The following is a 21,759-nucleotide window of genomic DNA, read 5'->3' as shown; positions in this document are numbered from 1 at the left end:
CCCCTGCCGCGCTGGGCTCGGCACTACATTTGGCATGGCGGGTGACGCCCCTGCCGAGCATGGCTCGGCACTACATTTGGCATTACCGGTAACGCCCTTGCCGAGCATGGCTCGGCACTACGCCCCCTCCCTTTGGCCGAAGGCCAAGGGGAGGGTTGGGGAGGGGTGGCTCTTCGCTGCCTGTTGCAGCAACGGCTTCGCAGCTTACGCCGCTCCCACAGCGCCGCCGCACCTGTAGAGCCGAGCCATGCTCGGCTGGGGCTTTACCGGTGACGCCCCTGCCGAGCATGACTCGGCACTACATTTGGCATTGCCGGTAACGCCTTTGCCGAGCATGGCTCGGCACTACATCTGGCATTGCCGGTAACGCCTCTGCCGAGCATGGCTCGGCACTACCCTTGCATCGCGCTTCAGCTGCCTTGCAGCAGTGTCAGCTGGCGCGGGCCGGTGTTGCGGTCGGCCATGCCCACGCCAGCTACAGCACAAGCATTTCCAGACGGTCGCTCGACTTCACGCCAGGCGCAGCGCTCGCGGGTACGGCGGGGTATCCGGGTATAGCCCTTGTCGGAACCCGGCCTGCAGCCCCTGCCACCAGTCGGGGTCGAACAGCTCGGCGAATTTTTCCTGCACCAGTTCAAGTGAAGCCCGGGGCAAGCCCATGAACAGTCCGAAGCGCTCCGGGAACACATCGTTGGGGGCGACATGGAACCAGGGCTCGGCCGCCATCGCCTCTTCCTCGCTACGCGGCTGCGGCCAGTGGCGGAAGTTGCACTCGGTTAGCAGACACAGTTCGTCGTAGTCGTAGAACACCGCGCGACCATGCCGCGACACACCGAAGTTCTTCAGCAGCATGTCGCCGGGGAAGATGTTGTTGCAGGCCATGTCGCGGATCGCCTGCGCGTAATCCAGCGCCGCCGCGCGTGCGGCCTCGGCGCCCTGCTCGCGCAGGTACAGATTCAAGGGCCGGAACCGTCGCTGCACGTAGCACAACGCAATCTCCACCTCGTCGCCATCGATGCGCACGCTGTGGCTGCACTGGCTGATCAATTCCTGCAGCAAAGCCGGCGCGAAGCGCTGCTGCGGGAAGCGCAGATAGCGGTACGGCTGCGCGTCCAGCAGGCGACCAATGCGATCGAGATTGAACACCAGCGCGTACTTGTCCTCCACATCCTGCCGGCTCATCGTCTTGGGCCAGGCGAAACGGTCGCGTATCAACTTGAACACCAGCGGGTAGCTGGGCAGGGTGAATACCGTCATCACCATGCCGGGCGTGCCATCGGCATGCACCAGCTGCTCATTGTCGTGCTGCTGGAAGTGACTGAAAAACGTGCGGTAGCGTTCGGTCTTGCCCTGCTTGGCGCGGCCCAGCACGGTGTAGATCTCATCCACCGGCTTGCCCGGCAGGATGCTGCGCAGGAACACCACCGCATCGGCCACGGTTGGTAGATCGGCCTGGAAATAACTGCGCGACACACCAAACAGATGCGCCACATCGCGGCGGCGGCTGAGCACGGCTTCCACGCGTATGCCGTCGCCGTCGTTGACCAGGGCAATCACACACGGCGAGAACCGGTGTTCACCGAACACCCGGCCCACCAGGTAGGCGCGGCGCTCACGGTAGAACACGGTCTGCAGCAACTCGATCGCACGCACCGGATGCGGCCCCCAGTGCGCAAGATCATCCTGCAGCCGCACCGCGATGGCCGCCGCGCAGCGCAGCTGATGCTGGTATGGCAGCTCGAACGCATAGTCCGCCAGCAAGCGCGCGAATGTCTCGACCGGTCGTGCCTCGGAGACGGCATAGACATGCCGCGCCACCGGGTGGGTGATGGCATCGGAGGGTTCGATATCCAACGCCATGAACTCGATGCGGTCGTCCACGCCATGGGTGGCGAACAGGCGGCGCGTCAGCGTGTTGTAGAAGGTCTTGTACAGCTCGCCATCGATGCGGCTGTCGATCAACGCAGCGAAGTGCTGCTTGACCTGTTGCCAGAGCGGCTGCGCATCGCTTGCATCTTGCAACAGCTGATCGAGCTGCGCGCGGCACTGCGCAACGCACAGGTCGTACAGCTCGATACGCTCGACCGCGTCGGCTTTGGCGGCGGCCCAATCGCGGCGCTGGAAACGCTCACGCGCGCGCCGGCTGATCTGGGCGAATGCGCGGTGGTAGTCCTCGAAACCCTGCGCAATGCAGCTGGCGATACGGGCAGACAAGGGGCTGTCGGTAACCGACCCGGTCATGACGGCGTGCGCTGACGCTGCCGAGGTGCGGGGTCAATGCAGGTACGGGCTGATCGCATGCGGAAGAACACCGGAGAGTTCCGCTGACCATACGACACCGGATGCTGTCGGGGACAGACCTGGGCGGTGGGACGGGTCCTGGATTATGTGTTTCGCGCCAAAGGCACCCCTCCCCAGCCCTCCCCTGCGCTGTGCGCAAGGGAGGGAGCGGAGCGTGGCCACCGCTGGTGGCGCGAGCACCTGCTTCACCCCCTCCCTTTTGCGCAGCAAAGGCGAGGGTTGGGGAGGGGTGCTTCGGCTTCGGCTTCGGCTTCAGCTCTGGCTTTGGCTTTGGCTTTGGCTTTGCTCTGGCTTTTGCCTTGCCAGCAGCAATTCCACCCGCAGCAACTGCCCCAGCACTCACTCCGCCGACAATTCCGCCTGGATCTTGCGGCCGCATTCGCGCGCGCTCCACAGCACATGCCCGATCACGCTGCGCTGGCCGCAGGCGGCCATCAACAACAGCGAGCCACGCGGCAGCGGGATGGATTGCATCAGCACCTTGCCTTCACTGGCCTCCAGCATCAGCACGTCCATCGTGCCCAAGGCCAGTTCGCGGCCTACCGCCGATGCCAGCGCCAGCATCGCACTGGTCATTGCCGCCAGCCGTTCACCACTGGAGGACTGGGTTGCCGCCTGTGCCAGCACGAAGCCGTCAACGCTGGCCACCACGGCCGCACGCACGCCATCGACCGAATTGGCGAATTCCTGCAGTTTGATGTCGAGCGCTTTGACTTCCCAGTCTTCCAACAATGCCATTCCCTTCACCTCAGACATGATCTTCCACCAACGCGGCCGCCTCGACTTCGCCCATCAATACGTCCATCAACATCATCACCGCATCTTCCGAGCGCGCATCAAACGGCACCAGCGGCAGCGGCCTGCCGGCGGTCTTCTGTGCCTGCAGCAGGCAGGCGTCCAGGTCCACATCCGGCACCAGGTCGAATTTTGAAACGCCAATCACCGCCGGCACCTTCGCGGCATGTTCGCGCAATGCCAGCAGGTAACGCTCCATTTCCTGCGCCACATCCGGGCTGGACGCATCGGCCAGGATCACCACGCCGCGTGCACCCTGCAGCAGTACCGGCCAGATGAAGGAGAAGCGCTCCTGGCCGGGCGTGCCATACAGGCGCAGGCGGTCGCCGTTGGGCAGGTTCACATCGGCATAGTCCATCGCCACCGTGGTCGCCAGCTTGGCAGAGCTGGTGTCGGTATTGATTACATCCGTATCAATGACGGTGCCGCCGGCAACGGCGCGTACCAAGGTTGATTTGCCTGCCCCCATGGCGCCCAGAATCACTACCTTGTGTTCGATCATGCATGTATACCCGTGCGTTGGCGGACACTGCGCCACATCCGCGCCAGCAAGGTGCTGGCGCTGTTTTTGACGGGCGCGTTGGGCGGTGTTGGAGCGGTTTCCGGCACCCGTACTTCTGCATAACCGCATAGATACGCAGAGCGCATGAAGGCGCGGGTTGCGTTGATGTCCACCTCCAGCAACTGTGTGCACTCCACCAGGCTGCAGGGTTTCTTCAGCAGCAGCGAACACAGCCGGAAGCCATCGTGCTGATGTGCCAGCACACGGAAATCCGGCCAGCGCAGCAGGCTTACCTGTGCGTGTTGCTGCAGGCGGCGGTCGAAATCCGTCCAGTTGTCGCCAAACTGCGCCATCTGCCAGAGCAGCGGCCGCAGCGGCTGCCGCGACAACTTGTCGGCCAGTGCGTCGAAACGCGCCAGCGACAGCTCCTGCAAGGCCAGCAGTTCGAATACATCGCCCAGTTGTTGGGCCAGGGTGGGCCCATCTGCAGGATGCTGGTAGAGCGGCACCATCTGGTCGTGTTCAAAATCAATCAGCAGCTGTGGCTGACCCTGCAGCGACAGCATCGCGCGCCCATGCTTTTCCTGCAGCCGACGGCGCAGCAGGCGGGTGACCTGTTTGGCGCCGCTGGCAAGATACAGACCGTCGGTGTCCTCCTCGACCGGCGCGTCTGGCGGTGCCAACGCGCGTTGAATCTGCGCCTGGTCCAGGTGCAGCACATTGCTGCTGCGGCCATCATGCACGGCACCGTCATCATCATGCAGCCACAGCCGCATCGTCGGCCGTTTGCTGGCCATATGCCTGGCGGCGCTGCGCAGCGCCGGCGTATCGCGTACCAACAACAAGTCGCACTGGTCCAGATCCACACAACGCTGCAAGGCTTCCGGCGGCAATCCTGCAATTTCCCTTAATCGCCCGAGGAGCGTCTGCTCCTCTCGGGTATCCGAGCCCACTACCAGCACCCTGGTCATGCCCTCTTCCCCTTTTTGACACGCCCGCATCATGCGATTCCCAACGTGTCGAATGAGGCTATGCCAGAAGCCGCATGTGAAAGGGTGATTGGACCCACAATTCGATTTTTCGGTGGTCCTTTCGGCACCCGACATTGGTCGTAGCTACACACCGTCATCACACGAAAACAAAAAAGCCCGCCTCCATGACGGAGACAGGCTTTCAAAGCGTAACGACGGCTGCCGTAAGCAGCCGTCGTTCTTCACATCACTCAGGCCTTGAGGCTGGCGATGGCGGCGTTGAGCGTGGCGCTCGGGCGCATCGCCGGGCCGGCCTTGGCCAGGTCCGGGCGGTAGTAGCCGCCGATGTCCACGGCCTTGCCCTGCACTGCAGCCAGTTCGTCGACGATCTTCTGCTCGTTGCTGGTCAGCAGCTCGGCCAGCGGTGCAAACCTGGCCTTCAGTGCGGCGTCCTCGTTCTGCTCGGCCAGGGCCTGCGCCCAGTACATGGCCAGGTAGAAGTGGCTGCCGCGGTTGTCGATGCCGCCGAGCTTGCGCGAGGGCGACTTGTCGTTGTCCAGGAACTTGCCGTTGGCGGCATCAAGGGCATTGGCCAGCACGGCTGCACCCTTGTTGTCGTAACGCTGGCCCAGGTGTTCCAGCGACGCGGCCAGGGCCAGGAACTCGCCCAGCGAATCCCAGCGCAGGTAGTCCTCTTCGACAAACTGCTGCACGTGCTTGGGTGCCGAACCACCAGCACCGGTCTCGAACAGGCCGCCGCCGGCCATCAGCGGCACGATCGACAGCATCTTGGCGCTGGTGCCCAGCTCCAGGATCGGGAACAGGTCGGTCAGGTAATCACGCAGCACGTTGCCGGTCACCGAGATGGTGTCCTCGCCCTTGCGGATGCGCTCCAGCGACACAGCGGTAGCTTCTTCCGGCGACAGGATGCGGATGTCCAGGCCGTTGGTGTCGTGGTCCTTGAGGTAGGTCTCAACCTTGGCGATCACCTGCGCATCGTGGGCGCGCTTGGCATCCAGCCAGAACAGCGCCGGGGTGTTGCTCAGGCGTGCACGGCTGACCGCCAGCTTCACCCAATCCTGGATGGGCGCGTCCTTGGTCTGGCACATGCGCCAGATGTCACCGGCTTCGACCGCGTGCTCGAACACCACGTTGCCGGCGTCATCGCTGACCTTGACCACGCCATCGGCGGCGATCTGGAAGGTCTTGTCGTGCGAGCCGTATTCTTCGGCCTTCTGCGCCATCAGGCCGACGTTCGGCACCGAGCCCATGGTGGACGGGTTGAACGCGCCGTGCGCCTTGCAGTCTTCGATCACCGCCTGGTACACGCCGGCATAGCAGCGGTCCGGGATCACTGCCTTGGTGTCCTGCAGCTTGCCTTCGGCGTTCCACATCTTGCCGGAGTCACGGATCATCGCCGGCATCGAGGCGTCAACGATCACGTCCGACGGCACGTGCAGGTTGGTGATGCCCTTGTCCGAGTTGACCATCGCCACGGCCGGGCGCTTGGCGTATTCGGCGGCGATATCGGCCTTGATCGCTTCCTGCTCGGCTTCCGGCAGCTGCGACAGGCGCGCGTACAGGTCACCGATGCCGTTGTTGGAATCGAAACCAATCTGGGCGAGGCTAGCGGCGTGCTTGGCCAGCACGTCCTTGTAGAACTCGTCGACGACGACGCCAAACATGATCGGGTCGGAGACCTTCATCATGGTCGCCTTCAGGTGCAGCGAGAACAGCACGCCCTGCGCCTTGGCATCGGCAATCTGCGCATCGACAAAGGCAGCCAGCGCCTTGCGGTTCATCACCGAGGCATCGACGATTTCGCCGGCCTTAACTGCGGTCTTTGCCTTCAGCACGACGGTGTTGCCATCGTTCTGCACCAGCTCGATCTTCAGGCTGCCGGCATTGGCCAGCGTGGCCGACTTTTCGCTGCCGTAGAAATCACCGCCGTCCATGTGCGCGACGTGCGACTTGGAGTCGGCGGACCAGGCGCCCATGCGGTGCGGATGCTTGCGTGCGTAGTTCTTGACCGACAGCGGTGCGCGGCGATCGGAATTGCCTTCGCGCAGCACCGGATTGACCGCGCTACCCTTGATCTTGTCGTAGCGCGCCTGGATGTCGCGCGACACGTCATCGGTCGGCGCGTCCGGGTAGTTCGGCAGGATGAAACCCTGGTCCTGCAGTTCCTTGATCGCGGCCTTGAGCTGCGGCACCGAGGCCGAGACGTTCGGCAGCTTGATGATGTTGGCTTCCGGCGTGGTGGCCAGCGCGCCCAGTTCGGCCAGGTCGTCGCTGACCTTCTGGTCGTCCTTCAGGAAATCCGGGAACTGCGACAGGATGCGGCCGGACAGGGAGATATCGCGGGTTTCGACGGCGATGCCGGCGGTCGCGGTAAAGGCATCGACGATCGGCAGCAGCGACTGCGTGGCCAGGAACGGAGCTTCGTCGGTGAGCGTGTAGATGATCTTCGGCGTATTCGACATGGGGGCAAAAACTCTCTTGCTGACGGATGCGGGGCAGGATGGCAGCGGCGTTGAAGCAGGCAGACGGCCATCCAGTGGGCCAGCGCACACGTCCCTACCCGGCTGCCGAGTGGGAAACCCCCACATTGTCGCGTTTTCAGCCGGTACGGGCAAAAAAAACCATACGCGGAAGTAGGGTCAGCGCGGTATCCCGCCACGGCAAATGCGCGCAACCCTTGTGCTGTCTTGGCTCGCGCCCTGACAGGCGGCGCTGGTCTCAGCTGCAACCGTTGCCGCTGTCACCAAACCCCGTTGGACAGTGCGCAGAACGGGGGTGCTCAGCGTAAACAATATCGCGGCGGTATCCGGCGCCCGCCAAGCAGGAGCTGCCCTTTTGATTGAATGAAGAGTGACGCATCGTCAGGCCCAAGGTAGCCCGGGTAAGCGCAGCGCACCCGGGAACCAGGTAACCAATGCAATCGCTGATTGCGTGCCAACAGCCCCGGGTGCGCTGCGCTTACCCGGGCTACGGCGGCTGCTGATTGTCTGTGAGAGTCGCGTTTGTAGGAGCGGCGTAAGCCGCGAAGCTGGCGTTCTCAAACCCGGTCATCTGCTGGTGTACCTGCTTCGCGGCTTACGCCGCTCCTACAGGAAAAATCCGCTGCTTTGCGTCTGGCACCGGATTCCTCGCGACGCGAATGCCCGGATGAAAAACCTGCAAAAAAAAGGGCGCAGCCTGGCGGCTGCGCCCATGCGTATCACCGACGGGAGAGAGTTGCGCCGGCTAACGCCTTGCTCACTTCACCTCGAACTGCTGCGGCATGCCGGCAGCCTTGCCATCGACGGTGACGTCGGCGGTGTACTTGCCAGCCGGCCACGGCTTGCTGTTGGCGAATTCGATGTTGGTGGTGCCGGTATCGGTGGCATTGAGGGTGGCGTTCTGCTCACCGGCCACCTGCCCATCCTGATAGGTCAACTTGGCAGCCACCGGCACATTGCTGGCGGTACCGCTGGTCTTGACCGAAACAATGATCTTGTCCTTGGCGGCCAGTACGGCCACCGGCGCCACCGACATGTCAGCCGCTGCAGCATTGCCAACCGTCACTGCGGTGACCGAAAGCACCGGCGCGGCAGGTGCCGACTCAACCATCGGCGCCGGGGCGCTTGCAGCTGGCGGCGGGGCCGGCGCGGCTTCTTCTTTCTTCTTGCAACCAACCAGTGCCACGGCACCGACCACAGCGATCATCAGGGCACTGCTAAGCGAAGTCTTCTTCATGGATTGCTCCGAATCTGGTTTGAAGGTGTGCAACGGGCGGCGCAGGGATCAGCCCTGGCGCGCCGGAATTTTCAGCGTCTGACCGGGGCGGATCTTGTCCGGGTCATCGAGGACATCACGGTTGGCATCGAAGATGCGCTTCCACGCATTGCCGTCGCCAAGCAGGTTCTTGGCGATCTTGGAGAGGTTGTCACCACTCTGCACCGTGTACTGCTGCTCGCCGACAATCTCTTCGGTGCTGGTCACCGTCGACGTGACGCCGGAGAAATCTGCCTTCTCCACCACCTGCTCGGTGCTGGTGACGGTGCCGGTGACGCCGGAAAAATCGGCTTTCTTATCGGTACTGCTCATCCAGGCTGCTCCTCCGTGACTGACTGGAAACAACGATTGCACGACGCCTGTTAAGGTTTCATCGCGCCAACGTAAAAACCAGCGTACGCAGCTGAATGTTTATTGACGCAGGTCGCGGATCGGAGCGCTGGCGGCCAAACCCGGGCTGGCCCGGCGCGGATTGATGTCCAGACCACCACGGCGGGTGTAGCGGGCTTCCACTTCCAGTGCGATGGGCTGGCAGCGCTGGCTCAGCTCCAGGAAGATCCGCTCCACGCATTGTTCGTGGAACTCGGCATGGTCGCGGTAGCTGACCAGATAACGCAGCAGACCTTCGCGGTCGATACGCGGGCCCTGGTAGCGGATGCTGACGCTGGCCCAGTCCGGCTGGCCGGTGACCGGGCAATTGGACTTGAGCAGTGCCGAAACCAGGGTCTCGCTGGCCACGGCGCGGCTGTCGGCCAGCAGCAGGGCGGCATTGGGCGGCCCATAGCTGTCGATGGCGACATCCAGGTGGTCAATGTTCTCGCCAGCCGCCTGGGCGACCGGTGGCAGGCCGAACTCGACCCGTACATCGGCGCCGGCACAGGCCGACAGATCGGTGGCGATGCGCTCACGCACGGCCTCGGCGCGGTTGAAACGCGCCCCGTTGAGCGAATTCAGGTACAGCTTGAGCGACTTGGATTCGATCAGGTTCGGCGAGGTCGCCGGCACATACAGGGTAGCGGTGTCCACGCAGGGCTTGCCGCGCGCATCCAGCCAGCCCAGCTCATAGATATGCCAGCGGTCCTCGCCGACGAACGGGAGTTCGCCGCCCAGACCGATCTCGGCGCGGGCGGCCGCGCGCGGGATCGGAAACAACAGACTGGCGTCATAGTGACGGGGATAGTCGACCTCGCGGCCGAGGCTGGAGTTTTCGGGAGTGTTCATCGGCGTAGTGTAATTGCGCCATCTTGAGCGTCGGATATACCGATGCGTTTTTCGATGGCCAGCCTGCGCCGCCCGCGGATTCAGTTCAGCAGCCGTGCCCACCACGACTTGCCCGATTTGGCCGGGGCTATTTCTTCGCTCTGCAGCCGCATCACCTGCCGCTCCGGGTCCAGCGCCGAAGGGCCGTAGACCACGCGGATGCGCTCCGCGTCGGTCGCACCCAGGGTGTCGCCATCGCTGATGACCATGCCGTTTTCGATCAGGTAATCAACGATGCCGGTGAGCCGGCTGAACACGCCTTCGGCTGCATCCGCGGTCGCGGGGATCTCGATGTCCATCAGCCCCAGCATATCCATGCCGCGGGTATGGCCGGTCATCACGCCCTGCGGGTTCTGGCCGACATTGATCGCCACCCAGGCAATGGACATCGGCTCGGGCAAGGTGGCCTGGGTCAGTTCGCGGAACAGGCCCGGCAGCACCACGTGGTTGGCGCTGCCGAAGTACACCGCCACGCTGTTGTCGGACACGGCAATGGCCGAGGCCACTACCTGGCTGAGCAGCGCAGCCTGTGCGACCAGGTTGGGCTCCTGCCCGTCATCGCCGAACCGCATCACGGTGACGATGGTGTGCGCGGCGTAATCCACCGGCGCCGGCGTGGCGTTGGGCCACAGCCGGCTGTGTGCGCAGATCTGCGCGATGTCATCGCCGATCTGCACCGGGATGGGCATCAGCGCGATCAGATGCTCGCCATATTCCAGGCACAGCATCGGTGAATCGTCCGCCTCGGCACCCTCGCCGGCGTCGCCCTCGGACGGCACTTCGCCCAGCCGCAGCAGCGATTGGTCCAGCTCTGGCCAATCGCTGCGCATCTGTGCGAGTAGGGTCTCGGCGGTGAGCCTGGGGTCGAGCTGCGACTGCAGCAGCATGGCGAGGCTGGCTGTCATGGGACGCCTTCTTCCTTGTAGGTAAGCCCCGACACTACCCGGACTCAACCCGCCTTGTCACCGTGCAGATAGTCCAGCGAGACCTGCAACAGCGCGCGCAGGCCCACGTCCAGTGCCTTCTCATCCAACAGGAACTTGGGCGAGTGGTTGCTGGGCGCGGTGGCCGGGTCGATGCCGGCACCGGTCGAGCCGACAAAGAAGAACATCGACGGCACCTGCTGGGCATACAAGGAAAAATCCTCCGAACCCATCTGCAGCGGCGGCTCGTACACCTTGTCCTTGCCCACCACCGCCTGCAGGCTGGGCAGCATGCGCGCGGTCAATGCCGGGTCGTTGACCGTGGCCGGGTTGCCGTCTTTCTCATAGATGTCGGTGACGGCGGTGGCGCCATGCGCGGCGGCGGTGTGTTCGGCGACATTGCGCAGGTCGGCGAAGATCTGCTTGCGCATGTCCGGATCGAAGGTGCGGATGGTGCCGACCATTTCCACCGAATCGGGAATGATGTTGTAGCGGATGCCGCCCTTGATCGCGCCGAAGGTAACCACCGCCGGTTGCTTGGACAGATTGACGCGGCGGCTGACGATGGTCTGTGCGGTGCCGATCAGATCGGACGCGGCGACGATCGGGTCAACCCCGTTCCAGGGTGCCGAGCCGTGGGTCTGGCGGCCGTTGACGGTGATGCCGAAGCGGTCGGAGGCCGCCATCAGCGGGCCACCGCGCACCGCGATCTGCCCTGCCTGCACGCTGGAAAACACATGCAGGCCGAATACCGCTTCCGGCTTGAAGTCCTTGAACAGGCCTTCCTTCAGCATCAGGTCGGCGCCGCCTTGTTCTGGCGGCGGCGCGCCTTCCTCGGCCGGCTGGAAGATCAGCATCACTTCGCCCGGCAACTTGTCGCGCATGGCCACCAGCGCGTCGGCCACGCCGAGCAGGGTGGCGGTGTGCGCATCATGGCCGCAGGCATGCATCACCCCGACCTGCTCGCCGCGATACTCGGCCGTGGCCTTGGAGGCGAACGGAAGACCGGTCTGCTCGGTGACCGGCAACGCGTCCATATCGGCGCGCAGGGCGATCTTCGGGCCTGGCAGGCCGCCCTTGATGATGGCGACCACGCCGTGCACGGCCACCCCGGTCTTCGGGCTCAGGCCCATCGCGCGCAAGCGCTCGGCAACCTTGGCAGCGGTGCGTTCCTCGCGATTGGAGAGTTCCGGATGGGTGTGGAAATCGCGCCGCCAATCCACCACCTGCTGCTGCAGGCGATTGGCCGCGGCGGCCACCTCCGGCCGTTGCGCGGCATCCTGGGCCTGCGCCAATGGGGCCAGGGCGCACAGCAAAGCGGACAGCAACACGGTCTTACGGGCCATCGACAGCTCTCCTTCCAGACGGGGGACAGGGTGAATGTAGGCCCATCATGGGCCAAGCGGCCGCTGGCGGGGAACCGACACGATGTAGGTAGAGCGGAATGGTGATCCGCCGTAGTGCCGAGCCATGCTCGGCAAGGGGCCTTCCCCTGGCGCATCAGCACGACCCATCAGGATGTAGGAGCGGCGTCAGCCGCGAAGCTCAAGGTCCGTCAGATCACAAGCCAACTACGGTTCTGATTGTGCCAGCTTCGCGGCTGACGCCGCTCCTACAACGTTCGCGCAGGTTGATGCGATACCGGTAGTGTCCCTGCCGAGCATGGCTCGGCACTACAACTCCAGGTCAACCGATGCGGCGATGGAACGTTCATCACCTGCACGGGTCTGTATGCGTGGCCCATCGGTCATGCCTCCACGCGCACATGCGCGGGGGTATCCTCTGCGGCTTGATTGCCTCCCCTTATCGGTTCCTCAGGAGTTTCCGCATGTCGCGTTTCTGGAAGATCGTACTGCTGGTCATTGCAGTGCTGCTGGTGGCCGGTATCGGCTATCGGGTAATGGGGGGCGGCAAGCAGAAGGCCGGCGGTACGGCAGCCAGCATGGGCCAGGGCGGCAAGGGCAACCAGGACAAGGATCCAGTGCCAGTCACTGCGGTGACCGCCGAGAAGAAGGATGTGCCGGTCTACCTGACCGCGCAGGGTACGGTGAGCGCATTCAATACCGTCACCGTCAGCCCGCAGGTCGGTGGTGAGCTGTTGAGCGTCAACTTCCGCGAAGGCCAGGCGGTCAAGAAGGGCGAGCTGCTGGCACAGATCGACCCACGCACCTTCCAGGCCCAGTACGACCAGGCCGTCGCCAGCAAGCGCCAGAACGAGGCCCTGCTGGCCACCGCGCAGTCCAACTACGCGCGCTCCAACTCACCGGAGTACCGCCAGTTCGTGGCGCAGACCGACCTGACCACGCTGCGCAACCAGGTGACCCAGTACCAGGCCGCCGTGGCCGCCTCGCAGGCCTCGGCCGCACAGGCCAAGGTTCAATTGGACTACACCCGCATCACTTCGCCGATCAACGGCATCGCCGGCATCCGCGCGGTCGATCCGGGCAATGTGGTCAGCGCCGGCAGCGCGATCGTCACCATCACCCAGCTGCAGCCGGTCTACGTGCTGTTCAACCTGCCCGAGCAGCAGCTCGATGCGGTGCGCAGCGCACAGACCGTGGCGCCCTTGCAGACCGCCACCCTGGACCGCAGCGGCGGCAGCGTGGTCAATGCCGACGGTGTGCTGCAGGTGGTGGACAACCAGATCAGCAGCAGCAGCGGCACCTTCCGCCTGCGCGCGCAGTTCCCCAATGCCAACGATGCGCTGTGGCCGGGCCAGTTCGTCAACGTGCAGATGAAGCTCAACGTGCTGCCCGGCGCGGTGGTGGTGCCGGCCGAAGCGGTGCAGCGCAGCAGCACCAGCGATTTCGTCTATCTGATCAAGCCCGACAACACCGTCACCCTGCGCGATGTGGTGCAGGGCGGCCAGGTCGACGACAGCCACGTGGTGATCAGCAAGGGCCTGCAGGCCGGCGACAAGGTCGTCACCGAAGGCCAGTTCCGCTTGAAGGAAGGCAGCAAGGTCAATGCACTGGCACCGGGCCAGGCACCGCCGGCACCGACTGAAGAACAGCTCAAGGCGGCCAGCCAGAAGGGCAACCGTGGTGGACGGGGTGGCCCGCCGCGCTGACGCGCCGGCCGGCACCCGCCTCCCCTCCCCCGCACCAGGAACCGACCGTGGGCTTTTCGACTATTTTCATCCGGCGCCCGATCGCCACCTCCCTGTTGATGATCGGGTTGATGCTGCTGGGCATCCTCGGTTACCAGCGCCTGCCGGTTGCGGCTTTGCCCGAGATCGAAGCGCCCAGTCTGGTGGTGACCACCCAGTACCCGGGTGCCAGCGCGCAGACCATGGCCTCGCTGGTGACCACGCCGCTGGAGCGGCAGCTGGGGCAGATTTCCGGGCTGGACATGATGACTTCCGATTCGTCGGCAGGCCTGTCCAGCATCGTGCTGCAGTTCTCGATGGAACGCGACCTGGATACCGCCGCGCAGGACGTGCAGGCGGCGATCCGTCAGGCCACCCTGCCCAGCTCGCTGCCTTACCAGCCGGTCTACAACCGGGTGAATCCGGCCGATGCGCCGATCCTGACCCTGAAGCTGGCCTCGGACACGCGCCCGCTGCGTGAGGTCAACGATCTGGCCGATTCCATCCTGGCCCAGCGCCTGTCGCAGACCGACGGCGTCGGCCTGGTTTCCATTGCCGGCAACGTGCGGCCTGCGGTGCGCATCCAGGTCAATCCGGCGCAGCTGGCCAACATGGGCATGACCCTGGAAGACCTGCGCAGCGCGCTCACCCAGGCCAACGTCAATGCGCCCAAGGGTTCGCTCAACGGCAAGACGCAGAGCTATACGCTGTCCACCAACGACCAGCTCAGCGACGCGGCCGATTACAACGACATCATCGTCCGCTACCAGAACGGTGCGCCGGTGCGGCTGCGTGATGTCGCCAAGGTGGTTGATGGCGTCGAGAACGACCAGCTCGCCGCCTGGGCCGATGGCAAACCGGCAGTGCTGTTGGAAGTGCGCCGCCAACCCGGTGCCAATATCGTCAAGACGGTGGAGAACATCCGCCAGATCCTGCCCAACCTGCAGGGCATGCTGCCGGCCGACGTAACCCTGGATGTGTTCTCCGACCGCACCGTCACCATCCGCGCCTCGGTGCATGACGTGCAGTTCACCCTGATCCTCACCATCTGTCTGGTGGTGGCGGTGATCTTCGTATTCCTGCGGCGGCTTTGGGCGACGGTGATCCCGTCGGTGGCGGTGCCGCTGTCGCTGCTCGGCACGTTCGGGGTGATGGCCTTTGCCGGCATGTCGCTGGACAACCTGTCGCTGATGGCGCTGACCGTGGCCACTGGCTTCGTGGTCGACGATGCGATCGTGATGATCGAAAACATCGTGCGCTATATCGAGAAGGGCAAGGACGGCCCGGAAGCGGCGGAAATCGGTTCGCGCGAGATTGGCTTTACCGTGTTGTCGCTGACGGTGTCGCTGATCGCGGTATTCCTGCCGCTGATCCTGATGCCGGGCGTTACCGGCCGCCTGTTCCATGAGTTCGCCTGGGTGCTGACGATCGCGGTATCGATCTCGATGCTGATCTCGCTGACGCTGACGCCGATGATGTGCGCCTACCTGCTCAAACCCGACGCGCTGCCCGAAGGCGACGACGCGCACGAGCGTGCAGCCGCACACGGCAAGGTCACCGCGTGGTCGCGTCTGGTCGGCGTCTACGAGCGCACCCTGGACTGGGTGCTGCGCCACCAGCCGCTGACGCTGACGATCGCGCTGGCCTCGGTCGCGCTGACCGTGTTGCTGTACATGGTGATCCCCAAGGGCCTGCTGCCCGACCAGGATACCGGCATGGTCACCGGCGTGGTGATTGCGGACCAGAATGTCGCCTTCGAGCAGATGCAGCAGCGCACCCAGGCCGTTGCCGCCGCGTTGCAGAGCGATGAAGCCGTCACCGGCGTTGCCGCTTACATCGGTGCGGGCAGCATGAATCCAACGCTCAACCAGGGCCAGCTGAGCATCGTGCTCAAGGACCGTGGTGATCGTGATGGGCTGGACGTGATCCTGCCGCGCCTGCAGGCTGCTGCCGCACATGTTCCCGGCGTTGCGTTGTATCTGAAGCCGGTGCAGGACGTGACGCTGGATACGCGCGTGGCCGCTACCGCCTACCAGTTCTCGCTGTCGGACATGGACAGCACCGAGCTGGCCACGCAGACCGAGCGCGTCACCGACGCACTGCGGCGCCTGCCCGAGCTTGCCGACGTCGACAACAACCTGGCCAACCACGGCCGCGCGCTGCATGTGGAAGTGGACCGCGACAAGGCCAGCCGCTACGGCGTGCCGATGCAGACCATCGACGACACGCTCTACGACGCCTATGGCCAACGCCAGATCTCGACCATCTTCACCCAGCTCAACCAGTACCGCGTGGTGCTGGAAGTAGCGCCGGAGTTCCGCAACAGCGATGCGCTGATGAACCAGCTGGCCATCGGCAGCAACGGCAGCGGCACGCTCAGCGGCAGCAATGCGACCACGCTGGGCCAGGTGACATCGAGCAACTCGTCCACCGCCACCGGCATCGGCAACAGCAATACCGGCATCGCGATTGGTGCTGGCGGCAGCATTCCGTTGTCCGCCATCGCCACCGCAAAAGCCGGCACCGCGCCACTGATCGTCAGCCATCAGCAACAACTGCCGTCGGCGACCATCTCGTTCAACCTGGCACCGGGTTATTCCCTGTCCGAAGGCGTGGATGCGATCAACAAGGCGGTGGCCGAGCTGGAACTGCCGCAGCAGATGCAGGCGCAGTTCGTCGGTACCGCCGCCGAGTTCTCCAGCAGCCAGACCGATGTGATCCTGTTGCTGCTGGCCGCCATCGCAGTGATCTACATCGTGCTCGGCGTGCTGTACGAAAGCTGGATCCATCCGCTGACCATCATCTCCACCCTGCCGCCGGCCGGCGTGGGCGCACTGCTGGCGTTGTACCTGTGCGGCATGAGCTTGTCGGTGGACGGCATCGTCGGCATCGTGCTGCTGATCGGCATCGTCAAGAAAAACGCGATCATGATGATCGACTTCGCGCTGGACGCGCAGCGCGCCGGTGCCAACGCGCATGACGCCATCCGCCGTGCCTGTCTGCTGCGTTTCCGCCCGATCATGATGACCACCGCCGCAGCCATGCTCGGCGCGCTGCCGTTGGCATTGGGCACCGGCATCGGCTCGGAACTGCGGCGTCCGCTGGGTGTCGCCATCGTCGGCGGTCTGCTGCTGTCGCAGCTGGTCACGCTGTACACCACGCCGGTGATCTACCTGTACTTCGAACGCCTGTCCGAGTGGGCCGCCAAGCGCCGTGAACAACGCGCCGCTGCGCGCCTGCAGGCGGCACGGTAAGCGCGGATGAACATCTCCGCGCCTTTCATCAGCCGCCCGATCGGCATCACCCTGCTGGCCATCGGCCTGTTCTTCGCTGGCCTGGTCTGCTACCTGCGGCTGGGCGTTGCGGCCCTGCCCAACCTGTCGATCCCGGTGATCTTCGTGCAGGCCTCCAACACCGGTGCCGACGCCAACACCATGGCGGCCACGGTGACCGCACCACTGGAGCGGCATCTGGGCCAGGTGCCGGGCATCGACACCATGCGTTCGAGCAGCAGCGATGGCCGTAGCATGGTGTTTTTGATGTTCAACACCAGCCGCAATATCGATTCCGCCGCGCAGGACGTGCAGGCCGCGATCAATGCGGCCATGGCCGATCTGCCGGCGGGCATCAACACGCCTACCTACCAGAAGGCCAACCCCAACGACGATCCGGTGATCGCGCTGGCACTGACCTCGGACACGCAATCGGTAGCCGAGCTGTACAACACCGCCGATTCGCTGCTGGCGCAGCGGCTGCGGCAGCTGCCCGGCGTGTCGCAGGTGGATATCGCCGGCGCTTCCACGCCAGCGGTGCGGGTGGACCTCAATCTGCGTGCGATGACCGCACTGGGCTTGAGCCCGGACGACCTGCGCAATGCAATGCGCGCAGCCAACGTGGCCTCGCCGCTGGGCTTCCTCAGTGATGGCACCAGCCAGACCGCGATCATCCTCAACGACCAGATCCGCAAGGCGTCGGATTTCGCCAACGTCGCCATCTCCACCCACGACGGTGCGGTGGTGCGGCTCAAGGATGTGGCCACGGTCTACGACGGCCAGCAGGACGCGTACCAAGCGGCCTGGTTCAACGGCAAGCGCGGCGTGCTGATGTATGTGTACCTGCGCAGTGGCGACAATCTGGTTGCCACCGTCGACCGGGTCAAGGCGGCGATTCCGTCGCTAACCGGCTATCTGGATGCGGGCAGCACGCTGACGCCGTACTTCGACCGCACCCCGACCATCCGCGCCTCGCTGGCCGAAGTGCAGATCACCTTGATGATCAGCCTGTTGATGGTGATCCTGACCATGGCGCTGTTCCTGCGCCGGCTGGCGCCGACGTTGATCGCCGCGGTGACCGTGCCCTTGTCATTGGCCGGTGCCGCGCTGGTCATGTACACGCTCGGCTTCACTCTCAACAACCTGACCCTGCTCGCCCTGGTGATCGCCATTGGCTTCGTCGTCGACGATGCCATCGTGGTGATCGAGAACGTCATGCGCCATCTAGATGAGGGCATGCCGCGGCGTGAAGCGGCAATGGCGGGCGCACGCGAGATCGGCTTCACCATCGTCTCGATCACCGCCTCGCTGATTGCGGTGTTCCTGCCGATCATCTTCGCCCAGGGCATGATCGGTGCGTTCTTCCGTGAGTTCACCCTCACTCTGGTCGCGGCGATCCTGGTTTCGGCGGTGGTCTCGCTGACCCTGACCCCGGCCTTGTGTGCACGCTTCCTGCACCCGCATGCCGAAGGTGCGCGCGATACCCGCCTCAACCGCATGCTCGATGGCATGCACGAGGGCATGCTCAAGGTCTATACGGTGGCGCTGGATTTCTCGCTGCGCCACGCCTTGCTGTTGTCGTTGACGCCGTTGCTGTTGATCGTGGCTACCTTCTACCTGGCCGGTTCGGTCAGCAAGGGTCAGTTCCCCGAACAGGACACCGGCCTGATCTGGGGCCGCGCCAGTTCCAGCGCAACGGTCTCGTTCCAGGAAATGAGCGAACGCCAACGCCGGCTCAGCGACATGTTCCTGGCCGACCCGGCGGTGAAGATGGTGGGCTCGCGACTGGGTTCCAGCCGCCAGGGCAGCAGTGCCCAGTTCAACATCGAGCTGCTTACCGGGAAAGAAGGCCGGCGCGAACCCACCAACGTGGTGGTGAGCCGGCTCAGCGCCAAGGCCGCGCAGTTCCCGGACCTGGACGTCCGCCTGCGGGCCATCCAGGACCTGCCCTCCGACGGCGGTGGCGGCGGCTCGCAGGGCGCGCAGAACCGCGTGACCCTGCAGGGCAATGATGCCGAGCAGCTGGCCGAATGGCTGCCCAAGGTGGTGGCCGCGCTGAAGCAGCATCCGCAACTGCGTGATGTCGGCTCGGACGTGGACAAGGGCGGGCTGATGCAGAAGATCGTCATCGACCGCGAGAAAGCCTCGCGCCTGGGCGTGACCATCGGCGCCATCGACGGCGCGTTGTATGGCGCCTTCGGCCAGCGCCAGATCTCCACCATCTATGCCGACCTCAACCAGTACGGCGTGGTGGTCAATGCGCTGCCCAGCCAGACCGGCAGCCCGGCCGCGATCGAAGACCTGTACGTGCCATCCAAGAGCGGGCAGATGATTCCGCTCACCGCGCTGGCCCATCAGGAACCGGGGCTGGCACCGTCGCAGGTGACCCACCAGAACCAGTACACGGTGATGGACCTGAGCTACAACCTGGCACCGGGTGTGAGCAGTGGCGAGGGTGATGCCATCGTCAAGTCAGTGATCGACGGCCTGCGCATGCCCGGTGACATCCGCCAGGCCGCACCCGGCGGCTTCCGCCAGGCGATGGATCCGGTGGCGATGTTGATGTTGATCATCGCCGCCATCGCCACGGTCTACATCGTGCTCGGCATGCTCTACGAGAGCCTGGTGCATCCGGTGACCATTCTGTCCACGTTGCCGGCCGCAGGCATGGGCGCGCTGCTGGCCTTGTGGATCACCAATACCGATCTGTCGATCATCTCGATGATCGCCCTTGTATTGCTGATCGGCATCGTCAAGAAGAACGCGATCATGATGATCGACTTCGCCCTGGTCGCGCAGCGCGTGCACGGCAAGTCACCAACCGAAGCAGTACGCGAAGCCAGCATCGTGCGTTTCCGCCCGATCATGATGACCACGATGGTTGCCATCCTGGCGGCGCTGCCGTTGGCGATTGGCCTTGGTGAAGGTTCGGAGCTGCGCCGGCCACTGGGCATCGCGATGATCGGCGGCCTGTTGATCTCGCAGAGCCTGACCTTGCTAAGCACGCCGGCGCTGTACGTGATCTTCTCCTGCCTGCAGCAGCACTGGCGCAACTGGCGCGCCCGCAGCAAGGAACGCAAGCGCCTGCGCAAGCTGGCACGCGCGTAATCCCACCCCTCCCCTGCGCTTGCGCGCAAGGGAGGGAGTAAAGCTGGCCCTGCGCTGCCACTTCTGCCACCGTATAGCGGCACCACGCTCCCGTCAGTCACGACTGGTACCGCAATGCCTCTATTCAAATTCACCCGCCACGGCGGGCAAGCACGCGGCGGCCAGCCGCACTCCCCGCTCCCTTGGATCGCGCTGATAGCCCTGATTCTCGGTGCCATTGCACTGGGCTTTGCCTGGTTGGCAGGTTGGATAGGCCGTGATCGGCTCACTGCGCAGGGCCTCACCAATGCCATCGAGGCCACCGGCGCGAACCACCCGGGCTTCCGCCGCGCGCACAGCAAAGGCGTGTGCGTCAGCGGTTGGTTCGAGCCCAGCGCGCCGGCAGCGCAGCTCTCACAGGCGCGGGTATTCGCACAGCCGCGTGTTCCGGTACTGGGTCGGCTGTCGATAGGTGGCGGCAACCCGCATGGCGCCGACAACAGCGCGCGCGTACGCAGCATCGCCTTGCAGCTGAGCAGCGATGACGGCCAGCAATGGCGCATGGCGATGAACAGCTTCCCGTTCCTCGCCGTCGCCACGCCCGAAGCCTTCTACGAACAAACCCGCGCACAGATTCCAGACCCGGCCACCGGCAAGCCCGACCCGAGCAAACTGGCCGCGCTCCAGGAAAAGTACCCAAGCGTTCGTGCCTTCCAGCAATGGGCCAAGACCGCCCCGTGGACCGACAGCTGGGCCAGCACCGAGTTCAACAGCGTCAACAGCTTCTGGTTCATCAATGCGCAGGGGCAACGGCGTGCGGTGCGCTGGCGCTGGCAGCCACAAGCAGCCGCCCACGAACTGGATGCCGCCCGCCGCGAGCAGGCCGGGGTGGACTTCCTCAGCCAGGATCTGCAACAGCGACTGGCGCAGGGCCCCGTGCGCTGGAATCTGCTGGTCACCCTGGCCGCCCCACAGGATGCGATCAACGACGCCTCCGTGCCGTGGCCAGCCGAGCGCGAACAGATCGTGGCCGGCGTGCTCAACATCGATCAGACGCAGCCGCAGGAACAAGGCAGCTGCAATGACCTCAACTTCGACCCGCTGATCCTGCCCGAAGGTATTGCAGGCAGTGACGACCCGATCCTGGCAGCACGCTCGGCGGTGTACTCGCAGTCCTTCAATCGCCGCGAACGCGAGCGCGCCACCGGTGCGGCGGAACGCGACAACGCGCAGGTGCAGCCATGAACAGCCACTCTGGACACTTCAATCTGCTGGCCCGCGTGCTGCACTGGAGCATGGCCTTGCTGATCCTGGCGATGCTGTTCATCGGCGTCACCATGGTCGCCTCGGTGCACCTGCGCCCCGGCCTGATCAACCTGCACCGTCCGCTCGGCATCCTGATCCTGGTGCTGGCCCTGCTACGCCTGTACAACCGCCTGCGCCACCGGCCACCGCCGCTGCCTGCCGATCTTCCGGCATGGCAGGCCTGGGCCGCCACGGCCTCGCATTGGCTGCTGTACGCATTGATGCTGGCGATGCCGCTGATCGGCTGGGCGATGTTGTCCGCCGGTGGCTATCCCATCGTGTTGTGGGGCGGCGTACAACTGCCGGCCATCGTGCCGCATACGCCATCGCTGTACGCACTGCTGCGTGGCGCGCATAGCCTGCTGGCCTACCTGCTGTTCGCCACGGTGTTGGCGCATGTCGGCGCAGCTCTGTTCCATGCCTGGGTACGCCGCGATGGCGTGTTCCAGGCAATGGCGCGCGGCGAACCCCGCTGACC

At 64.6% G+C, this 21,759-nt stretch carries 15 protein-coding genes; 5 read left to right on the top strand and 10 right to left on the bottom strand.

What is annotated here, in order from left to right; genetic code table 11:
* Positions 1 to 510: 510 nt before the first annotated feature.
* The 10 genes from aceK to ABE493_RS16475 form a co-directional block, all read right to left on the bottom strand.
* Positions 511 to 2,241, bottom strand: a complete 1,731-nt coding sequence (gene aceK / locus ABE493_RS16520) for a bifunctional isocitrate dehydrogenase kinase/phosphatase (RefSeq protein WP_346499970.1) — start codon at positions 2,239 to 2,241, stop codon at positions 511 to 513.
* A gap of 399 nt (positions 2,242 to 2,640) precedes the next feature.
* On the bottom strand, positions 2,641 to 3,057 hold the full coding sequence (locus tag ABE493_RS16515; protein WP_346499969.1) for a roadblock/LC7 domain-containing protein: 417 nt from the start codon (positions 3,055 to 3,057) through the stop codon (positions 2,641 to 2,643).
* Complete coding sequence (locus tag ABE493_RS16510; RefSeq protein ID WP_346499968.1) at positions 3,050 to 3,598, bottom strand: GTP-binding protein; 549 nt, start codon at positions 3,596 to 3,598, stop codon at positions 3,050 to 3,052. Before ABE493_RS16510 ends, ABE493_RS16515 begins: the two co-directional genes overlap by 8 nt.
* Positions 3,595 to 4,569 (bottom strand): hypothetical protein, encoded by a 975-nt coding sequence (locus ABE493_RS16505; protein WP_346499967.1) that lies wholly within the window; start codon positions 4,567 to 4,569, stop codon positions 3,595 to 3,597. The genes ABE493_RS16510 and ABE493_RS16505 overlap by 4 nt, the downstream gene beginning before the upstream one ends.
* 251 nt (positions 4,570 to 4,820) lie before the next feature.
* Positions 4,821 to 7,052 carry an NADP-dependent isocitrate dehydrogenase gene (locus ABE493_RS16500; protein ID WP_346499966.1) on the bottom strand — a complete coding sequence of 744 codons (2,232 nt, stop codon included), beginning with the start codon at positions 7,050 to 7,052 and terminating at the stop codon, positions 4,821 to 4,823.
* A gap of 775 nt (positions 7,053 to 7,827) precedes the next feature.
* On the bottom strand, positions 7,828 to 8,307 hold the full coding sequence (locus ABE493_RS16495) for a hypothetical protein (protein WP_346499965.1): 480 nt from the start codon (positions 8,305 to 8,307) through the stop codon (positions 7,828 to 7,830).
* A 48-nt stretch (positions 8,308 to 8,355) separates the two neighbouring features.
* Positions 8,356 to 8,658, bottom strand: a complete 303-nt coding sequence (locus ABE493_RS16490; RefSeq protein WP_057628025.1) for a LysM peptidoglycan-binding domain-containing protein — start codon at positions 8,656 to 8,658, stop codon at positions 8,356 to 8,358.
* 99 nt (positions 8,659 to 8,757) lie between these two features.
* Positions 8,758 to 9,567, bottom strand: coding sequence for an NADPH-dependent 7-cyano-7-deazaguanine reductase QueF (gene queF / locus ABE493_RS16485; RefSeq protein ID WP_346499964.1), 810 nt, complete (start codon positions 9,565 to 9,567; stop codon positions 8,758 to 8,760).
* An 80-nt stretch (positions 9,568 to 9,647) separates the two neighbouring features.
* Positions 9,648 to 10,511, bottom strand: coding sequence for a DUF4261 domain-containing protein (locus ABE493_RS16480; protein WP_346499963.1), 864 nt, complete (start codon positions 10,509 to 10,511; stop codon positions 9,648 to 9,650).
* A 44-nt stretch (positions 10,512 to 10,555) separates the two neighbouring features.
* On the bottom strand, positions 10,556 to 11,875 hold the full coding sequence (locus tag ABE493_RS16475; RefSeq protein WP_346499962.1) for an amidohydrolase: 1,320 nt from the start codon (positions 11,873 to 11,875) through the stop codon (positions 10,556 to 10,558).
* Positions 11,876 to 12,357: 482 nt separating this feature from the next.
* On the opposite strand from ABE493_RS16475, the gene ABE493_RS16470 reads away from it, so the two are divergent.
* From ABE493_RS16470 to ABE493_RS16450, 5 genes are all read left to right on the top strand, one after another.
* Positions 12,358 to 13,599 (top strand): efflux RND transporter periplasmic adaptor subunit, encoded by a 1,242-nt coding sequence (locus ABE493_RS16470; RefSeq protein WP_346499961.1) that lies wholly within the window; start codon positions 12,358 to 12,360, stop codon positions 13,597 to 13,599.
* Between the two features lie 47 nt (positions 13,600 to 13,646).
* Complete coding sequence (locus tag ABE493_RS16465) at positions 13,647 to 16,871, top strand: efflux RND transporter permease subunit (RefSeq protein ID WP_346499960.1); 3,225 nt, start codon at positions 13,647 to 13,649, stop codon at positions 16,869 to 16,871.
* Between the two features lie 6 nt (positions 16,872 to 16,877).
* The gene (locus tag ABE493_RS16460) at positions 16,878 to 19,997 is read left to right on the top strand and encodes an efflux RND transporter permease subunit (protein WP_346499959.1); all 3,120 of its coding nucleotides are present in this window, start codon (positions 16,878 to 16,880) and stop codon (positions 19,995 to 19,997) included.
* Positions 19,998 to 20,111: 114 nt separating this feature from the next.
* On the top strand, positions 20,112 to 21,221 hold the full coding sequence (locus ABE493_RS16455; protein ID WP_346499958.1) for a catalase family peroxidase: 1,110 nt from the start codon (positions 20,112 to 20,114) through the stop codon (positions 21,219 to 21,221).
* Positions 21,218 to 21,757, top strand: a complete 540-nt coding sequence (locus tag ABE493_RS16450) for a cytochrome b (RefSeq protein WP_346499957.1) — start codon at positions 21,218 to 21,220, stop codon at positions 21,755 to 21,757. The genes ABE493_RS16455 and ABE493_RS16450 overlap by 4 nt, the downstream gene beginning before the upstream one ends.
* Positions 21,758 to 21,759 lie beyond the last annotated feature (2 nt).

This window comes from Stenotrophomonas terrae (assembly GCF_039674165.1).
In the GTDB taxonomy this organism is placed as follows: Bacteria; Pseudomonadota; Gammaproteobacteria; order Xanthomonadales; family Xanthomonadaceae; genus Stenotrophomonas; species Stenotrophomonas terrae_A.
Note: the sequence above shows the minus strand (reverse complement) of the source record. Positions and strands in the feature narration are given on the sequence as shown.

What these genes read in the sequence shown, in the direction of transcription:
- ABE493_RS16505 (WP_346499967.1), bottom strand. Translation starts at nt 4,569, where the DNA reads ATGACCAGGGTGCTGGTAGTGGGCTCGGATACCCGAGAGGAGCAGACG.
- ABE493_RS16450 (WP_346499957.1), top strand. Translation starts at nt 21,218, where the DNA reads ATGAACAGCCACTCTGGACACTTCAATCTGCTGGCCCGCGTGCTGCAC.
- ABE493_RS16475 (WP_346499962.1), bottom strand. Translation starts at nt 11,875, where the DNA reads ATGGCCCGTAAGACCGTGTTGCTGTCCGCTTTGCTGTGCGCCCTGGCC.
- ABE493_RS16510 (WP_346499968.1), bottom strand. Translation starts at nt 3,598, where the DNA reads ATGATCGAACACAAGGTAGTGATTCTGGGCGCCATGGGGGCAGGCAAA.
- ABE493_RS16455 (WP_346499958.1), top strand. Translation starts at nt 20,112, where the DNA reads ATGCCTCTATTCAAATTCACCCGCCACGGCGGGCAAGCACGCGGCGGC.
- queF (WP_346499964.1), bottom strand. Translation starts at nt 9,567, where the DNA reads ATGAACACTCCCGAAAACTCCAGCCTCGGCCGCGAGGTCGACTATCCC.
- ABE493_RS16470 (WP_346499961.1), top strand. Translation starts at nt 12,358, where the DNA reads ATGTCGCGTTTCTGGAAGATCGTACTGCTGGTCATTGCAGTGCTGCTG.
- ABE493_RS16490 (WP_057628025.1), bottom strand. Translation starts at nt 8,658, where the DNA reads ATGAGCAGTACCGATAAGAAAGCCGATTTTTCCGGCGTCACCGGCACC.
- ABE493_RS16460 (WP_346499959.1), top strand. Translation starts at nt 16,878, where the DNA reads ATGAACATCTCCGCGCCTTTCATCAGCCGCCCGATCGGCATCACCCTG.
- ABE493_RS16495 (WP_346499965.1), bottom strand. Translation starts at nt 8,307, where the DNA reads ATGAAGAAGACTTCGCTTAGCAGTGCCCTGATGATCGCTGTGGTCGGT.
- ABE493_RS16480 (WP_346499963.1), bottom strand. Translation starts at nt 10,511, where the DNA reads ATGACAGCCAGCCTCGCCATGCTGCTGCAGTCGCAGCTCGACCCCAGG.
- aceK (WP_346499970.1), bottom strand. Translation starts at nt 2,241, where the DNA reads ATGACCGGGTCGGTTACCGACAGCCCCTTGTCTGCCCGTATCGCCAGC.
- ABE493_RS16500 (WP_346499966.1), bottom strand. Translation starts at nt 7,052, where the DNA reads ATGTCGAATACGCCGAAGATCATCTACACGCTCACCGACGAAGCTCCG.
- ABE493_RS16515 (WP_346499969.1), bottom strand. Translation starts at nt 3,057, where the DNA reads ATGTCTGAGGTGAAGGGAATGGCATTGTTGGAAGACTGGGAAGTCAAA.